Source organism: Sorangium sp. So ce1504, assembly GCF_051521635.1.
Classification (GTDB): Bacteria; Myxococcota_A; Polyangia; order Polyangiales; family Polyangiaceae; genus Sorangium; species Sorangium cellulosum_B.
Window position 1 is genome coordinate 6,311,506 of sequence record NZ_CP150365.1, and the last position, 25,452, is coordinate 6,336,957.

The 25,452-nt window shown below is 70.7% G+C and carries 18 protein-coding genes; 8 read left to right on the forward strand and 10 right to left on the reverse strand.

Going from position 1 to position 25,452, the window contains the following annotated elements:
- Window positions 1-103 precede the first annotated feature (103 nt).
- Both WMF39_RS23615 and WMF39_RS23620 read left to right on the forward strand, forming a co-directional pair.
- Complete coding sequence (locus WMF39_RS23615) at window positions 104-1,177, forward strand: CAP domain-containing protein (RefSeq protein ID WP_437747713.1); 1,074 nt, start codon at window positions 104-106, stop codon at window positions 1,175-1,177.
- Complete coding sequence (locus tag WMF39_RS23620; RefSeq protein ID WP_437747714.1) at window positions 1,174-2,358, forward strand: GspE/PulE family protein; 1,185 nt, start codon at window positions 1,174-1,176, stop codon at window positions 2,356-2,358. Before WMF39_RS23615 ends, WMF39_RS23620 begins: the two co-directional genes overlap by 4 nt.
- 84 nt (window positions 2,359-2,442) lie before the next feature.
- Here the strand turns inward: WMF39_RS23620 and WMF39_RS23625 are convergent, their stop codons facing one another.
- The 7 genes from WMF39_RS23625 to WMF39_RS23655 all read right to left on the reverse strand — a co-directional run bounded on the left by WMF39_RS23625 (window position 2,443) and on the right by WMF39_RS23655 (window position 12,741).
- Window positions 2,443-3,834: a GH1 family beta-glucosidase gene (locus WMF39_RS23625; protein ID WP_437747715.1), complete on the reverse strand. Its 1,392-nt coding sequence runs from the start codon at window positions 3,832-3,834 to the stop codon at window positions 2,443-2,445.
- 18 nt (window positions 3,835-3,852) lie between these two features.
- Window positions 3,853-4,911, reverse strand: coding sequence for an ABC transporter ATP-binding protein (locus WMF39_RS23630; RefSeq protein WP_437747716.1), 1,059 nt, complete (start codon window positions 4,909-4,911; stop codon window positions 3,853-3,855).
- 2 nt (window positions 4,912-4,913) lie between these two features.
- Window positions 4,914-5,873 carry an ABC transporter ATP-binding protein gene (locus WMF39_RS23635; RefSeq protein ID WP_437747717.1) on the reverse strand — a complete coding sequence of 320 codons (960 nt, stop codon included), beginning with the start codon at window positions 5,871-5,873 and terminating at the stop codon, window positions 4,914-4,916.
- Window positions 5,863-6,819 carry an ABC transporter permease gene (locus WMF39_RS23640; protein WP_437747718.1) on the reverse strand — a complete coding sequence of 319 codons (957 nt, stop codon included), beginning with the start codon at window positions 6,817-6,819 and terminating at the stop codon, window positions 5,863-5,865. Before WMF39_RS23640 ends, WMF39_RS23635 begins: the two co-directional genes overlap by 11 nt.
- 21 nt (window positions 6,820-6,840) lie before the next feature.
- Entirely contained in the window at window positions 6,841-7,818 is a 978-nt protein-coding gene (locus WMF39_RS23645) for an ABC transporter permease (RefSeq protein WP_437747719.1), read from the reverse strand.
- 48 nt (window positions 7,819-7,866) lie between these two features.
- Window positions 7,867-9,588 carry an ABC transporter substrate-binding protein gene (locus WMF39_RS23650; RefSeq protein WP_437747720.1) on the reverse strand — a complete coding sequence of 574 codons (1,722 nt, stop codon included), beginning with the start codon at window positions 9,586-9,588 and terminating at the stop codon, window positions 7,867-7,869.
- Between the two features lie 750 nt (window positions 9,589-10,338).
- Window positions 10,339-12,741: a right-handed parallel beta-helix repeat-containing protein gene (locus WMF39_RS23655; protein ID WP_437747721.1), complete on the reverse strand. Its 2,403-nt coding sequence runs from the start codon at window positions 12,739-12,741 to the stop codon at window positions 10,339-10,341.
- Between the two features lie 1,193 nt (window positions 12,742-13,934).
- Here WMF39_RS23655 and WMF39_RS23660 point away from each other — a divergent pair.
- Together WMF39_RS23660 and WMF39_RS23665 are read left to right on the forward strand one after the other, a co-directional pair.
- Window positions 13,935-14,663: a hypothetical protein gene (locus tag WMF39_RS23660; RefSeq protein WP_437747722.1), complete on the forward strand. Its 729-nt coding sequence runs from the start codon at window positions 13,935-13,937 to the stop codon at window positions 14,661-14,663.
- 213 nt (window positions 14,664-14,876) lie between these two features.
- On the forward strand, window positions 14,877-16,418 hold the full coding sequence (locus WMF39_RS23665) for a Glu/Leu/Phe/Val family dehydrogenase (protein ID WP_437747723.1): 1,542 nt from the start codon (window positions 14,877-14,879) through the stop codon (window positions 16,416-16,418).
- Window positions 16,419-16,494: 76 nt separating this feature from the next.
- Here the strand turns inward: WMF39_RS23665 and WMF39_RS23670 are convergent, their stop codons facing one another.
- Window positions 16,495-18,507: a sigma 54-interacting transcriptional regulator gene (locus WMF39_RS23670; RefSeq protein ID WP_437747724.1), complete on the reverse strand. Its 2,013-nt coding sequence runs from the start codon at window positions 18,505-18,507 to the stop codon at window positions 16,495-16,497.
- Window positions 18,508-18,612: 105 nt separating this feature from the next.
- Between WMF39_RS23670 and WMF39_RS23675 the strand changes: the two genes are divergently transcribed.
- Window positions 18,613-18,927, forward strand: coding sequence for an Mpo1-like protein (locus WMF39_RS23675; RefSeq protein ID WP_012236939.1), 315 nt, complete (start codon window positions 18,613-18,615; stop codon window positions 18,925-18,927).
- Between the two features lie 343 nt (window positions 18,928-19,270).
- Complete coding sequence (locus WMF39_RS23680; protein WP_437747725.1) at window positions 19,271-20,089, forward strand: SDR family NAD(P)-dependent oxidoreductase; 819 nt, start codon at window positions 19,271-19,273, stop codon at window positions 20,087-20,089.
- Window positions 20,090-20,107: 18 nt separating this feature from the next.
- On the opposite strand, the gene WMF39_RS23685 is transcribed toward WMF39_RS23680, so the two are convergent.
- Both WMF39_RS23685 and WMF39_RS23690 read right to left on the reverse strand, forming a co-directional pair.
- Window positions 20,108-21,943, reverse strand: a complete 1,836-nt coding sequence (locus WMF39_RS23685; protein ID WP_437747726.1) for a response regulator — start codon at window positions 21,941-21,943, stop codon at window positions 20,108-20,110.
- A 225-nt stretch (window positions 21,944-22,168) separates the two neighbouring features.
- The gene (locus WMF39_RS23690) at window positions 22,169-23,167 is read right to left on the reverse strand and encodes a ferritin-like domain-containing protein (RefSeq protein ID WP_437747727.1); all 999 of its coding nucleotides are present in this window, start codon (window positions 23,165-23,167) and stop codon (window positions 22,169-22,171) included.
- Window positions 23,168-23,473: 306 nt separating this feature from the next.
- Here WMF39_RS23690 and WMF39_RS23695 point away from each other — a divergent pair, with 306 nt between their 5' ends.
- Complete coding sequence (locus WMF39_RS23695; protein ID WP_437747728.1) at window positions 23,474-25,033, forward strand: HAD-IG family 5'-nucleotidase; 1,560 nt, start codon at window positions 23,474-23,476, stop codon at window positions 25,031-25,033.
- A gap of 49 nt (window positions 25,034-25,082) precedes the next feature.
- Complete coding sequence (locus WMF39_RS23700) at window positions 25,083-25,409, forward strand: hypothetical protein (RefSeq protein WP_437747729.1); 327 nt, start codon at window positions 25,083-25,085, stop codon at window positions 25,407-25,409.
- Window positions 25,410-25,452: the final 43 nt, after the last annotated feature.

The window sequence follows — 25,452 nt, forward strand, 5'->3', positions numbered from 1 at the left end:
CCGAAGGCGTCGGCGCTCCCGGGTGCGCGCGCGACATCGAAGCGCTACGGTCGCAACGATGCGCGCGATCATCGGAGTCACAAGGAGAAGCAGGACAGGAGCGATGGATGGTCAGCGGGAGCGCCGGTCCGGGGCGCTCTGGCTCGGGCTCGTCGCCGCGGGCGCCCACGCGCTCGGGTGCGGCGCGAGCGCCGCGAAGGAGCCGGCGGAGGAGCCGTCCGGCGGCAAGGCCAGAGGCGGGGCGGCGGAGGAGGAGAGCGCGCGCCCCTCGGAGGGCAAGGCCGCCGGCGTGGAGGCCGGCGGCGAGGCCCAGGGCGCCCAGGCCCCGCCCGCGCCGGGCCAGCAGATGACCCGCGCGGAGGCAGCGCGGTACGTGCTCGGCCTCGTGAACCGCGATCGCGCGGCGCACAAGCTGCCGCCCGTCCGGTGGGACGAGACCGCGGCGCGCGCAGGACGGCGGCACGCCGAGGACATGGTCCGGATCGGCTTCACCGGCCACTGGGGCAGCGACGGCTCGGTCCCGGAGGAGCGCTACACGGCCGCGGGCGGCGACGGGTTCCCGATGGAGAACGCCGGCTGCTTCGCCGACGCGATCCCCCGCGAGCTCGATCCGGATCCGCGCTTCTCCGCGGAGAGCCTCGAGCGCGTGCACCAGGCCTTCATGAACGAGAAGCCCCCGGCCGACGGGCACCGGCGCAACGTGCTCACAGCGTCGCACACGTCGCTCGGGGTCGGGCTGGCCAAGGCGAAGGGGTTCGACATCGCCTGCGTGGCGCAGGAGTTCGTCGACGACTACGGGACGTACCAGCCGCTGCCCAGGCGGACGACGATCGGCGAGCGGATCCGGGTGAGCGGCGAGATCGCCGCGCCGGCGAAGATCGCGGGCGTCGGGATCTCACGGGTCGAGCCGGGGAAGCCGATCAAGCCGGAGAAGCTGCTCAAGATGGGCGGATACCCGATCCCGCCCCCCTACGCGACGTTCTTCCCGAAGGGCTTCAAGACGCCTATTCCTCTCCAGGTGACCGGCAATCGATTCGACATCCAGGTCCCGCTGGACGACCGCGGGCGACCCGGGCTCTACGGCGTCAGCGTCTGGGCGACATTCCCCCCCTCGGGCGAGCTGAAGATGGTCTCGCTCCGCACGATCGACGTCGTCGGCAAGGGAGGCGCGCGATGAGCCAGAGCCGCCCCCCCACGGCGTCCGAGGAGCTCGACGCGGTCAAGGTGCTCGATCACCTGGTCCGCCGCGCGGTCTCGATGGGCGCGAGCGACATCCACGTCGAGCCGAAGCGCGACGGCATCCGCGTGCGCTACCGCGTCGACGGCGTGATGGTGGCGCAAGGGCAGATCCCGATCGAGATCGCGCCGTCGCTCACCTCGCGCGTGAAGGTGCTCGCGCGGATGGACATGACCGAGCGGCGCCTGCCGCAGGACGGCCAGTTCAGCCTGGAGCTCCACGGCCACCCGCTCATCCACCTGCGCGCCTCGACGTTCCCCGCGATCCACGGCGAGACGCTCGTGCTGCGCGTGCTGCTGAGCCACCAGCTGATCGCCCTCGACAAGCTCGGGCTCGCCGAGGGGGACCTGCCGCGGCTCGAGCGGCTCGCCGACCGGCCTTCGGGGCTGATCGTCGTGTGTGGGCCGACCGGATCCGGCAAGACCTCGACGCTCTACTCGCTGATCAAGGTCATGAAGACGAGCGAGCTGAGCATCGTCACGCTGGAAGATCCGATCGAGGTCGAGTTCGCCGACATCACGCAGGGGCAGACCAACCCGAGGCAGGGCTTCACGTTCGCGACGGGCCTGCGCGCGATCCTGCGGCAGGACCCGGACGTGATCATGGTGGGCGAGATGCGCGATCCCGAGACGGCGCAGATCGCGCTGCAGGCGAGCCTCACGGGGCACCTCGTGCTGTCGACGCTGCACACCTCCGACGCGGTGGACACGGTCGCGCGCCTCGTGGACCTCGGCGCGGAGTCGTGGATCGTGGCGAACGCCCTGCTCGCCGTGGTCGCGCAGCGGCTCGTCCGCAAGCTCTGCGAGGAGTGCGCGGAGACGTACGAGCTCGAGACCGCCGTGACGGGCGAAGAGGACAAGGTCCTCATCGAGAAGGGCGCCGAGCTGAAGCGCAGCGTCGGGTGCCAGACATGCCACTTGACGGGCTACCGGGGGCGCATGGGCCTGTTCGAGATGTTGGAGCTCGACGACGACCTGCGGGATCTCGTGAAGGCGCGGGCGGGGAAGCGCGCGTACCGGGACGCCGCGCGCAAGGTAGGGCTCGTGCCGCTGCGCGAGGCCGGGCTCGCCAAGGTGAAGGAGGGGCTCACCTCCCTGGACGAGGTGCTCCGCGTGACGTGACGCTCCCCGCTCTGGAGGAGGTCCTGCCGAGCGTGTCGGCCAGGCGCGCCGCGGTTCGCCGTGCGATCCGCGGCGCGTCGCCGGTCAGGTCGCCTGCGAGGAGCCGTCGTCGACCGCGTTGGCGGCGATGACGCCCTTGTACCAGAGCGCGCTGTCCTTCGGGATGCGCCGCTGCGTCTCGTAGTCCACCCAGACGATGCCGAACCGCTGCGAATAGCCGCGATCCCACTCGTAGTTGTCCATGAGCGACCACACGAAGTACCCCGCGAGCGGCGCCCCCGCGTCCATCGCGCGCCGCGCGGCGACGAAATGCTCGCGCAGGAACTGAAGCCGCCGCGTGTCCGGGATGCGGCCGTCCTTGTCCGGCTCGGTCGAGTAGGCCGCGCCGTTCTCCGTCACGTAGAGCTTGGGCACGCCGTACTCCACGTGCAGCCGGAGGAGCAGCCGCCGCAGCCCTTCCGGGTAGACCTCCCAGCTCATCTCCGTCTGCTCGGAGGGGGGCGCGACGTGCACCGTCCTCGGCAGGTTCTGCTCCTCGGGCACCTTGCTGCTCCGCAGGACCGCCCGCGAGTAGTAGTTGAGGCCGAGGAAGTCGCACTGCGTGGCGATGATCTCGAGATCGCCCGGCTTGCACACGGTCAGCCCCTCCGGCGGGAGGTAGCCCAGCGCGATGTAGTCCTCGATCATGTCCGCCGGATAACGCCGGCCGTACAGCGGATCGAGGAACCAGCGGTTGAAATACCCGTCGTAGTGGCGGCACGCGTCGTAGTCGGCCGCGCTGGGGGACGCGGGCATCGCGTAGTTCATGTTCAGCGTGATGCCCACCTCGGCGCCGGGACAGTTCTGGCGCACCACGGGCACCGCGAGGCCGTGGGAGAGCAAGAGGTGGTGGCTCACCGCCAGCGCCTTCTTGAAATCGCGCATGCCCGGCGCGTGGATCCCCTTCTCGTAGCTGAGGAACGCCGTGCACCACGGCTCGTTGTGCGTGATCCACTTCTTCACGCGATCGCCGAGCTTTCGCGAGATGACGTCGGCGAACTCCACGAACGCGTCCGCCGTCGAGCGGTGCTGCCAGCCACCGACCTGGTCCTGGAGCACCTGCGGCAGGTCCCAGTGGAAGAGCGTCGCGTACGGCTCGATCCCGGCCGCGAGGAGGCCGTCCACGAGCCGGCTGTAGAAGTCGAGCCCCTTCTGGTTCACCGCGCCCCGGCCGTTCGGGAGGATGCGCGGCCACGCGATCGAGAACCTGTAGGCCATCATGCCCAGGCTCTTCATCAGCGCGATGTCCTCAGGCCACCGGTGGTAGTGGTCGCACGCGATGTCGCCGTTGGTCCCGTCGACGATCTGACCGGGCGTCTTCGCGAAGCGATCCCAGATGGACTCGCTGCGGCCGTCCTCGTTCGTAGCCCCCTCGATCTGATAGGAGGACGTCGCGGTCCCCCAGACGAAATTGTCGGGAAATCTCAGAGACGGCATGTCGGTTCGTGGTTCTCCCTAGAGAGGTCCGGCCTCGGCGGAGGCGGGCACCGTGCGATCGTAGAGCGCGGAGGGCGCGATGACGGAGCCGGGCGCGTAGAGATGGCAGCGGACCCAGTGCCCCGACCCGACGTCGATGGCCCCCGGCATCTGCTCCCGGCACGTGTTCATCACGCTCGGGCAGCGGTCCGCGAAGGGGCAGCCCGGCGGCGGGTTGATGAGCTTCGGCGCCCCGGAGCGCGCCGGGAGATCGCCGCGGATCGAGCCGTTCGGATCCGGAACCGCCGAGAGCAGGAGCTTCGTGTACGGGTGCGCCGGCTGCTGCATCAGCTCCTCGCTCGGCGCGCCCTCCACGATGTGGCCTGCGTACATCACCATCGTGCGATCCGCGACGTAGCGCGCGCTCGCGATGTCGTGCGTGATGTAGAGGTAGGAGATGCCGCGCTCCTCCTTGAGCTTCTCCATCAGGTTCAGGACGCCCATGCGGATCGAGACGTCGAGCATCGAGATCGGCTCGTCCGCGAGGATCACGCTGGGATCCACCGCGAGGGCGCGGGCGATCGCCACGCGCTGCCGCTGACCGCCCGACAGCTGGTACGGGAACTTGAGCGCGACCTCCGCGGGCGGGTTCAGATCGACCGTCTTGAGGAGCGCGTGCACCTTCTCCCGGAGGATCGCCGCGGTGGGCGCCTTGTTGTGGAGCAGGAGCGGCCGCTCGAGGTGGTAGCCGATGGTGTGCACCGGGTTGAGCGAGCCGAACGGATCCTGGAAGATCATCTGCACCTGCCCGCGGTAAGCGAGCGAGGCGCGGGTTGGCTCCTCCTTCAGCACGTCGCGACCCTTGAACACGATCTGCCCGCTGCTCGGCGGCATCAGCCGCGCGAGGAGCCGTGCGATCGTGCTCTTGCCGCTGCCCGACTCGCCGACCAGCGCGATGACCTCACGCTCTGCCAGCGAGAACGATGCGTCGTGCAGCGCCCGGAGCTGCTGCGATCGCAGCCCGCCGCCGACAGGGAAGTACTTCCCCAGGCGCACCACGTCGAGGACAGGCGAGACAGAAGGTTGCGTCATCGTCATCGTCAGTAGAGGTGGCAGGCGCCGCGGTGCTCGGGCGCGATTTCACGAAGGGCGGGCAGCTCGTTCTGGCAGGTCGCGAAGGCCTGCGGACACCGGGGATGGAAGCGGCAGCCGGCGGGTGGGTTGCGCATGTCGGGCGGCGAGCCCGGGATGCCCTGCAGCCTGCGGCGCGGCCCACGGACCGAGGGGAACGACCCGAGGAGCCCCTGCGTGTACGGGTGCTTCGGATCGCTGAAGAGGTCCTTGGCGCGGGCGGTCTCCGCGAGCTTGCCGGCGTAGAGGATGGCGATGCGCGTGGAGAACTCGGCGATGAGCGAGAGGTCGTGCGTGATGAAGAGGATCGAGAAGCCGAGGCGCTCCTTGAGCTCGGCGATCTGCTGCAGGATCTCCCGCTGCACGACCACGTCGAGCGCCGTCGTCGGCTCATCCATGATGAGGAACGGCGGCTTGAGCGCCATCGCGATGGCGATCACCACGCGCTGGCGCATGCCGCCCGACAGCTGGTGCGGGTAGCTGTTCAGGCGCGACGAGTCGATGTTCACGAGCTTGAGCAGCGCGGCCGCGCGCTCCATCGCCTGAGCGGGCGTCACGCCGTCGTGCGCGATGATCGGATCGGCGATCTGCTCGCCGATCGTCAGCACCGGGTTGAGCGCGGTCATCGCGCTCTGGAACACCAGCGCCATCTTCCGCCAGCGGAAGGCGCGGAGCTGCTCCTCGTTCATCGCCAGGACGTCCTGCCCGGCGAAGTACACGTGCCCGCCCGTGATGACCGCCGGCGGGCGGAGCAGCCGCATGATGGCCATCGCCACCGTCGACTTGCCGCTCCCCGACTCGCCCGCGAGGCCGAGCACCTCGCCCGGGGCGATGTCGAAGGAGACGTTGTCGACCGCGCACACCGGACCCGTCGGGGTGATGAACTCGACCCGGAGATCCTGAACCGAGAGAAGCGGACTAGGCGCCATGAGTCCTCACCACCGGCGTAGACGGACCCGCCGTGACCTTGCGGCTCCTGAGGAGACGCGACCAGGCGCCCTCCGCGCGGAGCCGCGGATTCGAGATCTCGTCGATCGCGTAATTGATGAGCGTGAGCGCGAACCCGACCAGCGCGACGCACACGCCGGTGGGCACGATGGTCCACCAGGCGCCCGTGAGGAGCGCGGCGTTGTTGCTCGCCCAGTAGAGGTTCGTGCCCCAGGTGACGGCGCTCAGGTCGCCCAGCCCGAGGAACTCGAGGCCGACCTGGGCGCCGATCGCGTAGACCGTCGCGCCGATGAAGCCGGACATGAGGAGCGACGTCATGTTCGGCAGGATCTCCACGAAGATGATGCGCGCGCTCCCCTCGCCGCTCACGAGGGCCGCGGACACGAAGTCCTTGTCGCGCAGCGCGAGCACCTGCGAGCGGAGCACACGCGCGTTCCACGCCCAGCCCGTGAGGACGAGGACGAACAGGATCGTCAGCGGCCCGGCCGGCAGGTAGGCCGCGATGACCACGGCCATCGGCAGGCCGGGGATGATCAGGAACACGTTCGTGAGCAGCGAGAGAACGCTGTCGATCCAGCCGCCGAAGTAGCCTCCGGCCATGCCGATCGCCGCGCCGATCGCGATCACGGCGAAGCCCGTGGCGAAGCCGACGGCCAGCGAGGTCCGCGCGCCGACGATCGTCTGCGCGAGCACGTACTGCCCCTGGCCGTTCGTGCCGAACAGGTGCTCGGCGGAGGGAGCCTCGTGCGGCATGCCCACGAACGCGTGCGGGTCCTGGCCCACGAGCGAGGGGCCGAGCAGCGAGAGGAGCAGGAAGAAGAGCACGATGAGCGTGCCCACCATCGCCTTGCGATTCGAGAGGAGCAGGCGGAGCCATCCCGCCGCACGGGAGGCGCCGCCCCCGCTGTTGCCTTGTTGCGCAGCCATCGCTTCTCCTGGACCCAGCCGTCAGCGCCCGCGGGCGCGGGGATCAAGAAACACGTAGATCACGTCGACCAGGAAGTTCGCCCCCAGCACGGCGAACGTGATGGTGAGGAAGATCCCCTGCATGAGCGGGTAATCCTGATTTCGAACCGCCTGGATGAGCAGATAACCTTGCCCCGGATACGAGAAGACGATCTCGGTGAGCAGCGAGCCGGCGAGCACGAAGCCAAGCGCCATGCCGAAGCCCGTGACGTTGGGCAGGAGCGCGTTCCTCGCGGCGTAGGTGAACATGACCCGCCACTGCGAGAGCCCCTTGGCCTGGGCCATCGTGATGTACTCCTCGGACAGCACGGTGACCATCGCGCTGCGCATGCCGAGCATCCAGCCGCCGATGGTGGCGACGACGATCGACAGGGCGGGCAGGACCATGTGCGAGAGCACGCTCCCGATGAACTCCAGGCTCCAATCGGGCGAGAGCGTGTCGCTGTAGGCGTGGCGCAGCGGGAAGGCCCCGAGCACGAACCCGAGGACGTAGAGCGACACCATCGCGAGCCAGAAGTAGGGGAACGCGCCGAGGAACATCAGGACCGGCGGCATGACCGAGTCGAGCCAGCCGCCCCGCTTCCACGTCGCGACGATCCCGAGCACCGTCCCCAGGCCGAAGCTGACGATCACGGCGGCGCCCGACAGGAGCAGCGTCCAGCCGAGCCCCGTCGCGATGACCTCCGTCACCTTCGCCGGGAAGTGCGCCACCGAGGTGCCGAGATCGCCGGCCAGCGTGTGGCTCAGGTAGGTGATGTATTGCTTGTAGAGCGGCTCACCCGTGAACCCGAACGCCTTCCGCAGCGCATCGATCGCCTCCGGCTGCAGCTGCCCCCGGAAGCGCACGAACATGGCCGAGGCTGGATCGCCCGGCATGGCGCGCGGAATGAGGAAGTTCAGGGTGAGCGAAGCCCACGCCGCGATGAAGTACAAGCCCAGCTGTCGCAGAAGGTAACGCACAGAAGCTCTCTCTTTTAACCTGCGCTCCGGATCAGGTCACGCCCAACTTCACTTCGGCTTGAGCTCGGTGAGGACCAGCAGGTACTCGGGCGGGTTGTTGGGCGACAGCTTCGCGTACGGGTTCTCCTTGCTGGGGAACCCGGTGAAGCGGCGTGTGTTGTACTCGCCCCAGGACGGCCCGGGGAACAGCGGGATCGAGGGCGCCGTCTCGGAGAAGATCTCCTGGAGCTGCTCGATGATCTTCTTCTGCTCCGCCGGCTCGGTCGCGGCCTCGAACGCCTCGAAGAGGCCGTCGGCCTGCTTGGCGCCGAAGCGGTGCCAGTTGCGCGCCGACGTCTCGCCGACCGGCTTCGCGGTCGCGGTGCCGAGGAGGTCCCGGTAGAAGTTGTATGGGGTCGGCTCCTCGTTCGACCAGCCCATCGACAGGTCGAACGTGCCCTTCTGGAGCGCCTCGAAGAACGCGCTGAAGTCGTACGTCTTCAGCGTGGCCTCGACGCCGATCTGCTTGACCTGCTGCGTGACGATCTGCGCCGCGCGCACCCAGTCGGACCAGCCCGTGACGACGTTGAGATCGAAGCGCAGCGGCTTCCCGTCCTTCACGCGGATGCCGTCGGCCCCCTTGGCATAACCCGCCTCGTCGAGGATCTGGTTCGCCTTGGCCACGTTGAACTTGACCCAGTCGCCCGCCTCGACCGTCTTCTGGCTGCGCCAGCGCTCGTGCGCGTCGCTCAGCGCCGTCGCGTCCGCCGGCCGCGTGTAGTTGTTCATCGCGACCTTGACGATCTGCTCGCGGTCGAGCGACATGCTGATCGCCTTGCGCACCCGCGCGTCGTCGAGGGGCTTCTTCGCCGTGTTCGTGTAGACGAACACCGTGCTGCCGACGAGCGGGAACCAGTAATGGTGATTCGTGGGGTCCTTGCCGACGTAGACCTTCTCGATCTCCGGGACGAAGTTGCCGGCCCAGTCGACCTCGCCGTTCAAGAGCGCCAGGTTCGCCTGGTCGTTGCCCGGGTACGCCGGGAAGCGGAGCCCCTTGATCGCCGGCTTGCCCTGCTGCCAGTAGTTCGGGTTCCGGCCGAGCTCGTAGATCTGGTTCTGGAAGGTCTTCACCTCGGTGAAGGGCCCCGTCGCGACCGGGTTCTCGTTCGTGTACGTGACCGGATCCGCCACGTCCTTCCACTTGTGCTCCGGCACGATCGGCTGGTGGCCGAGGAAGACGAGCCCGGGGACGTACGGCCGCGTGAGCGTGAACTCGACCGTGGAGTCGCTCTTGGCCTCGACCGAGGTCAGCCACTTCCAGACGCCTTGCAGGTCGAGGGCGACGTGCTTCTTCAGGAGCCCGAAGGTGAAGGCCACGTCCTTCGCCGTGAACGGTTGGCCATCGGACCACTTGACGCCGGGCCGCGTCGTGACGGTGAGCGTCTTGTTCCCGTTACCCCACTCGTACTTCGATGCGAGCCAGGGGGTGAACTCGCCCTTCATCGTGTTGTAAACGAGGAGCGGCTCGTAGATGCCAGCGACGGTTGGCCAGCGAACGTTGCCTGGTGCGAGCAGAGGATTGAAGTTCCGCACCCATGACGCTTGCTGCTCGATCGAGACGGTCAGGAAGGTGTCGGCGGCCGGAGAGGGTTTGCCCGGACCCGGCGCGGTGCTCGCGCCGCCCGCGGACTCCTTGGTCGGTTCGGTCTTCCCGCACCCCGCTGTGACACCGACCGAAAGAAGCAACGTCGACAACACGAACGTCCGACGCGGCAACAACCAGTTCCTCATGAGAATGCTCCTCGCGGGGCCCTCGTGGATACGCCCGAGCGCCCACCGTCCCTCTCCCACTCCTCAATCTCCCTGGAAGCCACCACGCGGCAGAGCGGCTCGCCGGAATTCGACACCGCGACGCAGTGCGCCATACCAGCATCCAGGCGTCGGCACTGTAGCCGTTTTCGCACAGCAGTGTCAACGGGGATTCGAGGTCGCTGTCAAGTTCTCGCGCCGCTTACTCAGGCGCGTTTTCAAGGGAGATGTCGTGGTGCGTCATGTCTCGCAGCAGCAACTCCGTCTCATGTGGTGCTCATGGTGTCATCACGCGTCATGAGGAATGATGGCTTAAGCACTTGCACTGTTATTTTCTTTGACCGTAGTAAGAAAGTAGGCCGTCACAGACTGCGTCGGTTCAGGCACCTGAGGTGCGCCGCTGTCCACGCGCGTCCGGGGCAGGTCTATACAGACGTCCGCGGGCGATTACAAGACCAGAAATTTCCAACTTCGCGCCGGTGGACAGGGGGGCGCGCTCCCAGGGCGAGCGCGGACACCTCCTGGGCGGGCAGAGAGGGAAGGCCGCGTCAGGGGCGGACGCGGGCGGAGCGTCGGGTGCGGTCAGCGTTGTAGTGCGGGCCGCTGTTCGACGCCTGATGGGCTGGTCCTCTCCGCCGTGGCCGTGAGTACCACGTATCAGGAAAGGCTCCCTTCGATGTCATCAATGTTTCGCGCGCAGGCGCGGGCCAGGCGGGCGGCCGCGAGCGCGCCTCATGGGAGCGGGGGAGCGGACGCTGGCACGCGGAGCTCGCCGCCGAAGAGCTCGTCGGCGGTGCAGTTGTCGAGGAACGCGCTCTCCTTACCCAGCTTCAGCTGAGGCTCGGGCGAGCCCTGCACGACCAGCCCGAAGCGGTTGTCCAGGGCGCGAACCCGGGAGAGGCGACCCGTGCTCCGGTCGTACAGGATGCCGGCGCGCGCACAGCCTTCCACCCGCACGTCATCGAGCGCGACGGTGGAGCCGGCGAGCGCGAGGACGCCGTCGGCGACGAGCTCGTCGCGCCGGCTGCTCTGTGCGGCGCGGGGATCACCCGTCACCCCGTCGACGACCGTCTGCGAGATCTCCGCCTCGGAGGCGAACAGCACCACGCCGGCCGTGCGGCTCCCGCGGACGAGGGACGAAGCGATCCGGATCTCGTACCCCGCGGCGGCGACGCCGATGCCCGTGCTGTCGTCGTCGCCGTCATCGTCGTCATCGTCGTCATCGTCGTCTGATTCGCCGCCCGCGGTGCCGTCGATCAGGTTCCCGATGATCTCGACCCTGCTGCCGAGGATCTCCGTGCCGGCGAAGACGCCGACGGAGCGGTTGCCGCTCACGACATTGCCCGCGAGCACCGCGGTGGCGCCCCGGTAGATGACGATCCCCTGCCCCACCGGCGCGCGGCGGTCCGGCGCGACATGCCCCTCGACGAGGTTGCCTGTCACGGTCGCCTCGGACCCGTCATATCCCACGAGCAGGCCGGTGCCCTCGTTGCTGCGAATGGCATTCGACACGAGCGTCACCCGGCCCTCCGCCACGGTCAGCCCGGCGCCGTCCCCCCAGCCGCCCTCGGCGATGGTGCCTTCGATGAGGTTGCCGCCGGCGATCAGCTCGGCGGAAGAGTCGCCGACGTGAACCCCGGTGCCGCGGTTCCGGACGACCGCGCTGTCGTGGAGGCGCATCGCCGCGCCGCGGGCGACGGCGACGCCGAATCCGCCGAGCAACGACCCGGTCGGGGCCGCCACCGTGCCCTGCACCAGGCTCCGCGTCATCGTCGCCGCGCTGCCCTCGCCGATGACGGCGACGCCGATCTCGGTGTTGCCGAGGACCACGCTCGAGTCGATCGCGACGCGCGCTTGCCTCGCCGCATACACGCCGACGCCGTAAGGCGGGTCGGATCTCCCGGGGCTCGTCCCGTCGACGAGGACGCCGGAGAGGGTCGCCGACGCGCTGGCCGCCACGAGGATCCCGGACAGCTGGTTTCCAACGACAGCCGTGCTCTCGATCGACGCCTCGGCGCCGTCCTGCACGACGATCCCCTGGCCGTCCGCCGGGTAGCGCCCCGACGACAAGGTCCCCTCGACGAGGCTGCCCACCACGGACGCCGTGGCGCCCGCCTGGAGCGCCGCCACGCCCGCCGCGCGGTTGCCCGTCACGGCGCTCTCCTTCACGAGGAGCGCGCCGCCGGCTTCCGCAAGGGCGCCGATGCCGGTTCCTGCGCTGCCGTCGCGCGTCCCCTCGATCCAGCTCTGCGCCACCGAGAGGCGGGCGCCGTCGCCCGACTGGACGCCGGCATGCATGGCGTCCTTGATGTGAACGCGCTCGAGCGTCACGGCGCTCGCGCCGGTCGCCACGACGCCAGCGCCGTCTCCGCCGATCTCGATCCCCCGGAGCGTCACCTCCCCTGCGTCGAGCACGGCCACGATCGCCGGAGGACTCACGGCCGAGCTGACCCCGCGGATCTGCACGCGCGAGGCGCACGGGCCGGCGATCTCGAGCGGCTTCGTGATGACGACCGGCTCGTCGTAGGTCCCCGCCGCGAGCGCGATCGTCCCGCCGTCGGCGACGAGCCCCAGCGCCGCCTCGATCGTCGTGACCGGCCTCGCCTCGGATCCGTCGCCGTCCGCGCCGGAGTAGCTCGGATCCACATAGACGTTCCCGGACACGCGCGGGACGCTCCCCCACGGCCCGCGCCCGCAGCCGACGGGGCCGTCGACCGGCACACACCCCGCTTCCGGCGTCGCGAACGTGCCTGTCGGGCACCTCGCCATGGCCGGCCTGCAGAGCCCGTCGTCGCCCGCGAGCTCCGGAGCGCAGCGGGGGATGCCAGCGGGAATACAGCCCTCATCGAACTTCGGGATCGTCCCCGCAGGGCATTTCGCCATCGATGGATGGCAGAGTCCGTCGTCCTCCACGAACAGCTCGGCGCACCCCTGGATGCCCACCGGCATGCACGCCTCCGCGGGGCCGAGGACGTGCCCAGGCGCGCAGCTCGGCGCGCGCGGCGCGACGCCCTCGCATGCGAGCGGGGCGCCGGAGCTCCCCGATGCGTCGCTGCACGCCGCGACGAGCGGCAAGAGGGCCGCGATGCAGGCGGCCAGGCAAGATGAACCCGCGCACGTCGCGCAGAAGCGCATGCAATCCCCTCCTTGGAAAGCGCTGCCTCGCGCGCCGCGGGCTCCCGCTCCTCGGGCGAACAGCTCTCCAGAGCTCCCGCAGCAGCGCGGAGACCGCGCGTAGCCTCCATGAACAGGCGCCCCGAGCGCCCGAGATCGTCGAGGAGCCCGCGCCAGGGTGACGAGGACGCCGCCTGTGCGCCTGTGCGCCTGTGCGGCGCCGCGCGAGCTCCTTTAGCGTAATGAATCCTACAACGGGAGATGCGCTCCTGCCAGGCAAAGGAGCCGTGATCGCGCCGACTTTCCCTTCGCTGCAGCGCCACGGACGGCTGCGCCGCGCCGGGTCTCCCGGGCGTGGGCGCGCGCGAACCTCGCTGACACCGAGGCTCGCGCGCGGCCGAGCGTGTGGGTCAGACGTCTTCTGTCAACCACGTTGAACCGGGCGAACGCGGCGCGGAGACGCCCCGCGAGGGCGGCCGCTCCCGCTGCATCGCCGGCCCGCCGTCCGCGGCTGAAGGCGGCGACCGCGCCGTCGTTCCGGACGACGGGGTGACGCGCGGCGCGGCGCAGAGCGCGGCACACCCGCGCGACGACGGCGAGGTCGCCGCAGGAGGAGCGCCGCGCAGGGCCCTTGTCGGCCGAAGTGGGCTGCGCACGGCGTGACCAGATGGCAGCAAGCGATGAGAACATCCCCGCCGACGAGCGCAGATGTCGAGTCGCTGCAGCCCCTGATTGCAGGGATCCACCAGGTCTTCGGAAATGCGGCTTGCCGAGCGCGATAAAGCCGCAAGTCGGGTCGTCCTCCCCCCGTTTCATGCCGTCCCGCCGCGCGCGGCGCGCGGCGCGCCCTGCGATGGACGTCGACATTTGCCTTTCTCCAGCGCTCGAAAGGCGCCCACATCGGCGCTGCGAGGCGGCGCCGACGCGGCGGCTCCCCGGCGCGATGAAACGGGGCAGAACGCTCACCCGGCGCGGATTCAGACAATGCACTTTCGCCGTCGCCGACGCGGCAGGCTCTGCACACGAAGAGTCAGGCACGCAGCCTGCTCTCCACGCCGTTCAACATGCCGGCGCGGGCCCGAGGGCCGTAGCAGGGCATGGAAGGAGGACGGATGGTTCGCTCAATCGATATGAAGATGGCGCACGCGGCGATGCTCTTTTCTGTGTTGATGACCGGGTGCGCAGTCGACGCGGTGGCTCCGCAAGAGGCCGACTTGGACCAGGCTGACGTCGACGTGGCGTCGAGTGAGCAGGCGTTGGAGGACGAGGAAGCGACGGACGAGGAGACGCGGGGCGGCGGCCTGATCGGCGCGCCCGGGATGCCGGGCAAGACCGATATCGGCCAGGCCCCCATCAAGGGCGGCCTCGGCGGCCCCGGTGGCCCGCTTCAGGGCCCCGGCGACATCGGACAGGGACCCTTCAAGGGCGGCCTCGGCGGCCCCGGTGGCCCGCTTCAGGGCCCCGGCGACATCGGACAGGGACCCTTCAAGGGCGGCCTCGGCGGCCCCGGTGGCCCGCTCCAGGGCCCCGGCGACATCGGACAGGGCCCCATCAAGGGCGGCGGCCCGCTCCAGGGCCCCGGCGGCGTCGGACAGGGCCCCATCAAGGGCGGCCTTGGCGGCGTCGGGCAGGGCCCCGGTGGCCCGCTCCAGGGCCCCGGCGACATCGGACAGGGCCCCATCAAGGGCGGCGGCCCGCTCCAGGGCCCCGGCGGCCCCGTCGGCCAGGTCGGGCAGATGCCCGGCGGCCCCGTCGGGCAGATGGGCGGGATCCCCGGCCTCGGCGGCTCCCCGGGCATGGGCGGCTTCGGGTGGCCGCTCGGCATGGGCGGCTATCCGTACGGCGGCTTCGGCTTCCCCGGCGGCTTCGGCGCGCCGCTCGGCGGCTTCGGCGGCGCTGGGTGCTGCGGCGGAGGTGGTTTCCCTGGATCGCTCTTTCCCTGACGTCGTTCCCTGGGCGCGACGGCCACGCTGCCGCCGCGAGCCGCGGTGAATCGATACGAGGGTCCGCCCGAACCTGCGGGGAGAGTCACACAAGCTCCCCGCGAGGCGGGCGGCCCGTCCGTCGACCTGCCTCTGGAGAGCGGGCGCCCTCCATCGAGCGCGGGGCCCGCGAAACGTTGGACCCCCGCCGCGCGGTCGAGGCAGCATACGGCGATGGAAGACGCCCCCCTCCTAGAGCGCGAACCGGAGACCAACATCTTCGGCGAATCCATGGTGGTGTTTCACACCGCCGCGGACCTCATCGGCCTGGCTCCCCGCATCCGGCTGGAGCTCGAGCAGCCCGACTACGAGCACATCTTCTACATCACCACGCAGCTCCAGGACCGCCTCGTCCCCTTCCGCGGAGAGGCGGCCGCGGCCTACGAGCGGCTCCCTGCGTCGGTGATCCCGAACCGGGCCGCGATCACCCCGCTCTTCAACGGCAAGCTCATCCTCCGCCCCGAGGCGCTCCGGACCGGCTCGATCCACGTGCAGGACGGAACGATCCGCCTCGCCGATCAGGGCCTTTACCGCATCCAGCCCGGCGCGTTCGTGCGCTTCAAGGCCTATCGGGTCCAGCACAACCAGGCGCGAGGGCCTTACAAGGGCGGGCTGCGCTTCCACAAGGCCGTGTCGCTCGACCTGTTCAACGCGCTCGCCGCCGAGATGACCTGGAAGACGGCCATCGCCGATGTCCCGTTCGGCGGCGCCAAGGGGGGCATTCGCATGGACCCGCGCGAGCACAGCAAGGAGGAGCTCGAGGCGATCTCGCTCCGGTACATGTACCGGCTGAAGCAGCTCATCGGGCCCAACGTGGACATCCCCGCGCCGGACGTGGGCACGAACGCCGAGGTGATGGCGTGGCTCCTGCGCCAGTACAGCGACGGTGAGCGCGAGCGGGTGAACCACCGCGGCGTCGTCACGGGCAAGGACGTGCGCATCGGCGGCTCCGAGGGGCGCGTCAAGGCGACCGGGCAGGGGCTCGCGTACTGCATCGAGGAGTGGTACGCGCAGCGCGGCGCCACCCTCGCGGGGGCGCGCTTCATCGTGCAGGGCTTCGGCAACGTCGGCTCCGCCGCCGCCGAGATCCTGTGCCGGATGGGCGCGCGGTGCGTGGCCGTGCAGGACGCCGACGGCGCGATCCACGACCCGAACGGCATCGACGTGGGCGCGCTGATGGCGCACGTCAACGAGAACCCGCAGAACCTCCGGCGGTCGGTCGCCGGCTACAGCGACGCCCAGGCGATCGCGCGGGACGATTTCTGGAGCGTGGACGCGGACATCTGCATCCCGGCCGCGCTCGGCGACGCCATCACCGGCGAGGTGGCCGAGCGGCTGAAGGCGAAGCTCGTGGCCGAGGGCGCCAACCGCCCGACCACGACCGAGGGCGACAAGGTGCTCGCGGAGCGCGGCATCAGCGTCATCCCCGACATCATCGGCAACGCGGGGGGCGTGACCGTCTCCTATTACGAGTGGATCCAGAACAAGCGCATGGAGCACTGGACCGAGGGCGAGGTGAACGCGCGGCTGGAGCGCGCCATCAAGAGCAACTACCGCCTGATCTGCGACATCGCGGAGGACCGGCCGCGCCGCTCGGAAGATCACGACTCGACCGGGCTCGTCCTGGGCAAGCGCCTGCCGATGCGGCTCGCCGCGATGGTGCTCGCGCTCAAGCGGATCGAGGCGCACTACATGCTGGAAGGGTTCTCTCAGTGATCTCGGCAAAACGACGAGAGCGGCGCCGGAGTCCGGCCATCCCGCTGGCCGGGCTCCGGGCGAGCGGCGGGCGGACCTAGCGAGCGACGCCGTACCCGAGCTTCTTGATGCCGTAGACCTTGATCTTGTGCTGGAGCGTCCGCAGCGGCAGCTCGAGGCGACGCGCCGCCTCCGTCTGGTTCCAGTCGGACGCGCGCAGCGCCTCGAGCAGGAGCTCGGCCTCGATCTGCTCCAGGCGCGTCTTGAGGCCGACCGCGGGGGCCGCCGCCTGCCCCGGATCGGACGCGCGCGGGGGGAGCGGCTCGGACGGGCGCGAGGGAAGCGGATCGGACGCGCGCTGGGAGAGGGCCGGCGCGACGCCGGGCTCGGACGAGCGCGAGACGTCCACGGCGCGAGAGGGCGTGGGCGGCGAGCTGGGAGAGGTCACCGCCAGGCGGATGCGCTCCGGGAGATCGCGCGCCATGATCGCGTCGCCCTCCGCGATCACCACCGCCCGCTCGATCGCGTTCCGGAGCTCGCGCACGTTGCCGGGCCACGAGTAGCACTTCAGGAGCGCCAGCGCCTCGGGCGCGAGCGACTGGACCCTGCTGATGTTCGCCGAGTTCGCCTGCGCCAGGAAGCCCGCCGCGAGCGTCGCGATGTCGTCGCGGCGCGCGCGGAGCGGCGGGATGTTCAGCGTCATCGCGTTCAGCCGGTAGAGCAGATCGAGCCGGAACGTGCCCGCGTCGCACATGGCGTCGAGGTCGCGGTGCGTCGCCGCGATCACGCGGACGTCGACCTCCAGCTCCTTGGTCGCGCCGACGCGCGTCACCCGCTTGGTCTCGAGCACGCGCAGGAGCGCCGCCTGCGCTGCCGCGGGCAGCTCGCCGATCTCGTCGAGCAGGACCGTGCCGCCGGCGGCCGCCTCGAAGACGCCCTTGTGCTGCTGGCTCGCCCCGGTGAAGGCGCCGCGCTCGTGGCCGAAGAGGGTGCTCTCGACGAGCAGCGCCGGGATCGCGCCGCAATTCACGCAGATGAGCGGCTCGCCGCGGCGCGGGCTGCCGTCGTGGATGAACCTCGCGAGCACCTCCTTGCCCGTCCCGGTCTCGCCGCGCAGGAGCACGGGGATCGAGGAGCGCGCGGCCCGCAGCGCCACCTCGACGAGCGATCGCATGAGCGGGCTCTTGGTCGCGAGGAGGTGGCCGTCGGCCTCCCACTGGCTCTCCGGCGGCGCGCCCGGCGGGCCCGCCTCGTCGGGCGGCCGGGTGCTGTCGACCTTCGGCGTGACGTAGACCAGCGCGCCCTCCGGGGGCGCGAGGCGCACGGGCTCGGCGGGGGTGGCGCTCCGCGACGCCTCGTGGCTGACCTCGATGAGCTTGTCGATGGACGTCGCGGCGTCGGGGGACACGGCGACCCCCGCGACCAGCACGGGCTCGCCCTCGCGGCGCGCGACGATCGCCTTCGCGAGCTCCTCGGCGAGCTCGGGGGTGACCTCGGGGAGCAGGATCTCGAGGGTGTCGGCGCTGTAGAACGCGACGCGATCGACGGGCCTCAGCGCCTCGCGCACGCGGAGCCCCCAGTGACGGAGGTGGCTCGCCTGCGCGCCGAGCGAGCGGACCACGACGAGCGCGAAACTGCGGCCGAAGAACCTGGACCGCACGATCTCGGCCTGGAGCGCGAAGCGGAGCGCGTCGGAGCCCTCCAGGCCGAACGGGGGCATCTCGCCCCCGGAGAGCACATGGACCGACGCGACGATGCCGCCGAGCAGCACCTCGTCCCCGGCCTTGACCACGCCGCTCTCGACCCGTTGCCCTGAAATGCGCGTCCCGTTGCGCGAGCCGAGGTCCTCCACCACGACCTCGCCGCCCACGAGCGTGAAGCGCGCGTGCCGCCGCGAGATGCTCCTGTCCCGGATCACCACGTCGGCCGGGGCCTCCCTGCCGACGACGACGCCGACGCCGGGGCTCATCGGGGCCATCTCGACGCCGTCATGATGATAGACGAGCAGGAGCACACGCCGCTTCTCCGAGCGCGCGCCCTGGAGGAGCTCCCCTGTCTTGATGGACAGCGGCGCGGTCGTCGCCATGGGGCCGGTCCTGTAACCGCTCACACTGCCCAACTACGCCTCATTCCTCCCAACGGCAACCGGGAAGCGGCGGCGCCCCCGGTCTTCGACGAAAGCGCGCGCGGGGCGTCCGCATGGTAAGAAGGTTGGATGCTGCGTCTCAACGCCGAATGGACACAGGTGCTCCGCCGGTACAAGGAAGACCACCAGGATCCACGCAACCAGGCGTGTCACCAGGTCGGCATACCGCTCATCGTCGCGAGCTTCCCCGTGGGCGCGACGCTCATCGGCCTCCCGCTCGCGGCCGCGATGTTCGCGACCGGCTGGGGCTTCCAGCTCGCGGGCCACTGCTTCGAGGGGAAGAAGCCGTCGTTCGTGGACGACAAGCGGAGCTTGATCATCGGCGTGCTCTGGTGTCTCGAGAAGTACGGCCTGCGCGTCTTCGAGGAGACGCCCGCCCCCTGACGCTCCTCGCCGGGCGCTTCCCGGGCGCCGTCCACGTGCACGGCTGTGACGCGGACAGATCGGCTTCCTGCACCAGAAAACCTGGAACATGGTTTTCTCTGCCACTGTGCTGCATTGCGCAAAGCTTTCTTGACGTGATGCACGCACGGTCGTACCTGTGACGCGGGCGGGGGCGACGACTCTTCCTGTTTGGGGTTCTCGGTAGGCACCGCGCCCGCCGGCGCATCGACGTCCGTCCGCCCGTGCCTCTGTCCCGACGAGCTCCCGGAGCGTCGGGACCGGCTCGCCGCAGGCGATGAGATGGACGAGGACGAGGAGACGGGGGATGGGGAGTGCGGGGAGCATGAGGGGGAAAGTCGCCGTGATCACCGGGGGCACCTCGGGGATCGGGCTCGCGACGGCATCCGCGCTGGCGCGGCAGGGCGCCCGGGTGACCGTGCTCTGTCGCCGGACCGGCTCCGACGGCGCGAGGAAGCTCGCCGCGCTGAAGGTGCTCGGCGAGGTCAACCTCGTCGAGTGTGACCTCGGCCGGCTCGCGTCCGTGCGCGCGGCGGCCCGCCAGGTGGCCGACCGGTGCGGGGTCGTTCACCTGCTCGTGAACAACGCGGGCGTGTTCCTGCGCGAACGCGCGGAGTCGGCCGACGGCCTCGAGATGACGTTCCAGGTGAACTACCTGTCGCATTTCCTGCTGTCGAACCTGCTGCTCGACCGGCTCAAGGCCGCGCGCGACGCGCGCGTGGTCAACATGGTCGCGCCGGTGGACAGCATCCGGCTCGACTTCGATGATCTCATGTCGAAGCGCTCTTATTCGTTCCTCTCCGCCTCCGCGCGGTCGAAGCTCGCGCTCGTGCTCGCGGCGCGCCGCCTCGCGGAGAGGCTCTCGGGCACAGGAGCCCAGGTGCTCTGCTACTACCCTGGCCTCGTGCGCTCAGGGCTGTTCGAGGGGACCTCGCGCGTCCTCAAGGCGCTGATCGACGTCGTGGGCGCGACACCGGCGCAGGCGGCCGCGAACCTCCTCGCGATCCTGGCCGACACGGCGCCCACCGGGAGCCCAGCCTTCTTCGAGCGGACCAGGGCGAGGCCTCTCAAGGGAATGGCGACCGACGCAGAGGCGGCCTCGCGGCTCTGGGAGATGAGCTCGAGGCTCGTCGGCTTCACCTGAACGGAAGGGCCCCCCGGCTCACCGGAACCCCCGCTTCTTGAGCTCCGCGGCGAGCGACGACTGCACGCGCTCGACCTCCCGGCCGATGGCCCGCACCGCCTCCGTCGCGCTCTCGAGCGTCCCCGCGCGCGCCTCCCGATCGAGCCGCGCGCAGAGCTCCTTCAGGCTGGAGGCCGCGAGCGCGTCGGCGCTCTCGTAGAGCGCCCAGGCGAGCCGCTCGAGCTCCCCGAGCGCGCCCTGCGCCGCCGCCTCGCGCATCGAGGCCACCCGGGTCGGGGCCTCCGTGAGGAAGAGCTCGATCACCTCGGTGACGACGTCGGGCTCGACGGCGCGCAGCCCGCCCCGCGGCCGCGAGGAGGCGGGCTGGCCGCGCTTCGACGTCGGCGGGGGCGAGGGCGTGACCAGGGTCGGCGGAGCGAGCTCCACGCTCGGCGGCGCGCCGTCGGGGTGGGCGGCCTCGTACGCGCCGGATCGCGACGCCGCGCCGGGAGGCCGCCGCCCGCGGTCGGCCTCGTCCTGCCTCGGCGGCTTCGATGAGGCCGTCGCTCGCGGCGACCTCGGCGGGTGCGCGCGCGCCCCGGCGGACACGTGCTCCGGCGGCAGCCCTGCGAGCAGCCGCAGGCTCGAGTGCAGCTGCGCGCGCCGGATCGGCTTGATGAGCACGGAGGCGACCTCGGCGCGGCTGGGCGCCTCCCTGCCGGCGTAGGTCATGAGGCCGACGCGAACGGGCGCGATCGCGGGGTCCGCCTTGATGCGCTGGAGCAGCATCAGGCCGTCGAGATCGGCCAGCTCGAGGTCGATCAGCACCATGTCGTAAGCGGCGCCGGCGTCCGCCGCCTCGCGCAGCGCGGCCAGGGCGGCGGCGCCGCTGCCCGAGGTGCGGCAAGCGAGCCCGAGCTCCTCGCTCAGCTTTCGCACCACCTGACGCACCGAGCCGCTGTCGTCGACCACGAGCACCCGCTTCCCGGGCAGGTCGATGCGCGGGATGAGCGCGCGCTCCGCGCCGCGCGCGCGCCGCTCGAACGGCAGCGCGAACGAGATCCCATGCCGGCGCGCGTCGATGTCCGCGGGCTCGCAGAGATCGCCGCCCATCGCGACGACCAGGCGCTTCGCGACGGCCATGCCGGACGCAGGCCGCGCTCCCCCGCCCGGCGCGCCCGCTGCCCCCGGCGCCTCCGCGCCGTCCGCGCGCCCTGCGCCGCCCGCGAGGCGCACATCGAAGCGCACCCGCGCGCGCGATCGCTCGGGCGCACCGTCGAGCCTGCCTTTCGCCTCGTCATTGCGGGCCGCGTCGAGCGCGGCGCGCACCAGCACCTCGCCTCGGGGCGCCGCGCCGATCGCGGTCGCCACGACGTTCAGCAGGATCTGCCGCAGCCGCGCGGCGTCGCCGCGCACCGCCGCCGGCACGTCCGGCTCGACGTCGAGCACGAGCTCGGTCCCCTCGTCATGCGCGCGATCGCCGAGCAACTCTGCCGCGTCCTCGATCGCCCGCCGCAGATCGAAGTCGGCGTGATCGACGTGCGGCCCGCTGCCGTCCGGCTGGCCGAGCGAGATGAGATCGTCGACCATCGAGAGCACCGCGTCGCCGCTGCTCCGGATGCGCCGCGCCCAGGCGCGCTGCTCCGGGTCGAGCTCGCTGTCGAGCAAGAGGCTGCTGAATCCGACGATCCCGCTGAGCAACGTCCGGATCTCGTGCCGCATCTGCGTGACGGCGCTCGCCTCACCCTCCTCATGGGCGATCGCCCATGGCCGCGCGGCCGGCCCCTGCGGCGCGAGCGCGCGCTCCGCGGACTCGCTGCTCCTCGTGCCGGGGCTGCTCTCTGGACCGCTCCGGCGCTGCTCTTTGCCTGCCATCGACGCCCCGCCACGCCGTGGTCGCCCGCCCCACGCGGACCCCACGACGCCGGAGCTTCGAGTGTACTGCTTACAATGCCCCGGAGAGAAGCTCGCCGTGCGCGCCGCGACGACCGCTCCGCGCCGTGCGCGCGCCAAGCACGCGCGATTTACACGCCATTTACGCGTCTTTTACGCCGCTTTTACGCCGCTTTTACGCCGCTTTTACGCGCCATTCACGCAATGTCAGCGTCCGTCAGCTCCCGCGCCCCGCGCCGCGGCGGGGGTGCTCGGCGGCGTCTCCCACGGTTCGCGAGGCGCATGGGGGAAACGCGCGTCCCCGAGCGCCGTCACGACGACGCGCTCGCGATCGACCGCCGCTTCCGCCGAGAGCACGCTGACGGCCGACGGGTCCTCGGACGACGCGAGCGCGCGCCGGCTGTGCCCGAACAGGCGCAGGAGCAGCTCCGGCGGGGCGAAGTCGACGTCGCTCTCGTGGACGAAGAGCCGCCCGAGGTGCTCGGCGTAGGCGCTGGCGAGCACCTGGAAAGGGATCTTGTCGAAGGCGAGCGCGCGCCGGCGGCTCGCTGCCGCCGACCCGATCAGCGCCGCGAAGAGGGTCGTGTAGATGGCGCGGAGCCTGATCCGCATCGAGGCCGGGCTGCGCTTCAGGGCCTCGCGCAGGAAGTGGACGTTGAGCGGGACGTGGAACGACTCGTCGCGCGTCAGGATCGTCAGCATCTGGCGCACCGCCGGGTACCGGGCTTCCCGCAGCGCGAGGCGATAGGTCGTCGAGCCGATGGTCTCGAACATGAGGTTCGTGAGCACGATCGTCTCCACCCGCTTCGCGCGGCCGTACAGGCGATAGAAGGTGCCGGTGACGCGGCCCATGGGCCGGACCTCGCCGCCGATGTGCGCGAGGAACTTCGTGAGCAGCTCGCGGTGCCACCCCTCCTCGTCGCCGTAGAGCCGCAGGCACTCGCCGAGCTCGGGGTCCCAGCCGCTCACCTCGTCGGCCAGCGCATGCGCCTGCATGAGGCCGGACTCCTCCGCGCGGAACGCGGCGTTGAAGAAGGCGATCGCGGCCTGGCGCTCTCCCTCGCTCTCCCACGGGATCGGCCGGGAGAGGTCGAGCTCTTCGTCGTACATCCGCTCCGCGCGGCGGCGCAGCATGCTGAGCCACCACGAGGTGGCGCGCTGGACGGGGGGCTTGCGGGAGATCGGCTGGGACGCTGCAAAAAGCATCGGGCAAGGACCCCGTCGGTGACGGATGAGGAGCCGCCTCCTCGATCGCGCACGACGGGACGGGACGGGCGGCACCATAGCGCAGTTGTTCGGCGCGGCGCACCCGGGAGCGCCGCGCGCCCGAGCGCGCGTCGAGGGCGGAAGGCTGCTCGGGGGCGACGGATCCCTGCGCGCTCGCCTGCGCGCTCGATCGACGGGCCGACGGGGGGCGACGGGGGACGACGGGCGGACGACCCGGGGGGCATCGTTCGTCGCCGTGGCGCGCTTTGTACGCCCCTCCGGGTGGGATACCATAGTCGACCCACTGTGTTCTTCGAGCAGCTCGAGCTCCCCCTCGGAGGGCTCTATCCCCAGACCGAGCCCACCCGCATCCCACGGACCCGGCGCGTCTTCGTCAACCGCAACCTCAAGCTGGCGGGGATCGACTGGGTCGGCTTCGACATGGACTACACCCTGGCGATCTACAACCAGACCGAGATGGACAACCTCTCGATCCAGGGGACCGTCACGAAGCTCGCCGCGCGAGGCTACCCCGAGGAGCTCCTGCGGCGCCTCCGCTATCCGATCCACTTCCCGATCCGCGGCTTGCTGATCGACAAGCGCTTCGGCCACGTGCTCAAGATGGACCGGTTCAAGGTGGTCCAGCGCGGGTACCACGGCCTCCGGGAGCTCACGAAGGACGAGCTCCGGTCGCTCTACCAGCACCGCAAGATCCGGCCGAACACCGCCCGCTACCACTGGATCGACACGCTCTACGCGCTGAGCGAGGCCACGCTCTACGCCGGCATCGTCGACGCCCTCGAGGAGCGCGGCGTCGCGCTCGACTACGCGCGGCTGTTCACCGACATCCGCGAGTGCATCGACGAGGCGCACCGGGACGGCACCATCCTCGACGTCGTCCTGTCCGACCTGCCGCGCTTCGTCGAGCGCGACCCGAACCTGGCGCAGACGCTCCACAAGTTCCGCTCGGCGGGCAAGAAGCTCTTCTTGCTCACGAACTCGCGCTGGCCGTTCACCGAGAAGATGATGACGTACCTGCTCGGGGACGCGATGCCGGAGTACCCGAGCTTCCGGCACTACTTCGACGTCATCGTCGTCGCCGCGCAGAAGCCGGCGTTCTTCCAGGAGCGCCGCCCGCTCCTCATCCGCGACGGCGCCGAGCCCCGCCCCGCCACGGCCCCGCTCGAGCGCGGCGCCATCTACGAGGGCGGCAACCTCAACGACTTCGAGAAGTTCCTGAACATCTCCGGCGACCGGGTCCTCTACGTCGGCGATCACATCTACGGCGACATCCTCCGCTCCAAGAAGGAGAGCGCGTGGCGCACGGCGATGATCATCCAGGAGATGGAGGCGGAGGTCGCCGCCCACGAGTCGTGCCGCCGCGAGCACATGGAGAGCGCCCTGCTCGAGGGGCGCCGCGAGGAGCTCGAGGACCAGCTGCGCTTCTACCAGCAGCGCTACAAGGACCTCACCCGCAAGATCGAAGAGGAGCAGCAGAAGAAGAACGGCGCGACCAACGGGGGCGGAGCGCCGCTGCTCGCGGAGGCGAACGGCGAGCACGTCCAGATCGACTACGCGACGTCGTTCTACGAGGCCGAGCGGGGCCGCACCAAGCGCGCGGTCGAGCGCATCCGCGGCCAGCTCCGGGCCGTCGACGCGGAGGTCGGCAAGCTGGAGCGCGAGATCGCCCGCCGCTTCCACCCCTACTGGGGCTCGCTGCTCAAGGAGGCGAACGAGACGTCCAGCTTCGGCGATCAGGTCGAGGAGTACGCCTGCATCTACACGTCCCGCGTCTCGAACCTGCTCGCCTACTCGCCGCTGCAGTACTTCCGGAGCCCGCGCGACCTGATGCCGCACGAGCTCTGATCGCCGAGGCCTCCGCGCCGGTGCGCGGGCGCCGCATGAGGAGATCGCCATGAGCATCGCCCGCCCCCGCCCGCTGTTCGTCGCGCTCGTCGCCCCCGCCCTCTTCGTCGCCGGCTCCGCCGGCTGCGGCAAGCGGGCCTGCTTTCACTGGACCGCGCTCGAAGGGGCGTGCCCGTCGAGCGACGAGGCGCGCGTGTTCTTCGAGAACCCAGGCTGCGTGAGCGCCATCGAGTCCATCGACAGCGAGGCGGATTTCGACGGCGAGCTCTGCTGCTACGACGTCACCACGGTCGACACCGGCGACGAGGAGTGCACGACGGTGCAGGGGCCGATGTCCGGCAGCGCCGGCGGCGGACGCCCCCCCATCCCCAAGTAGCCTGGAGGCGCAGCGCGCGGCCTGCGTGCGCGCCTGCGCCGCG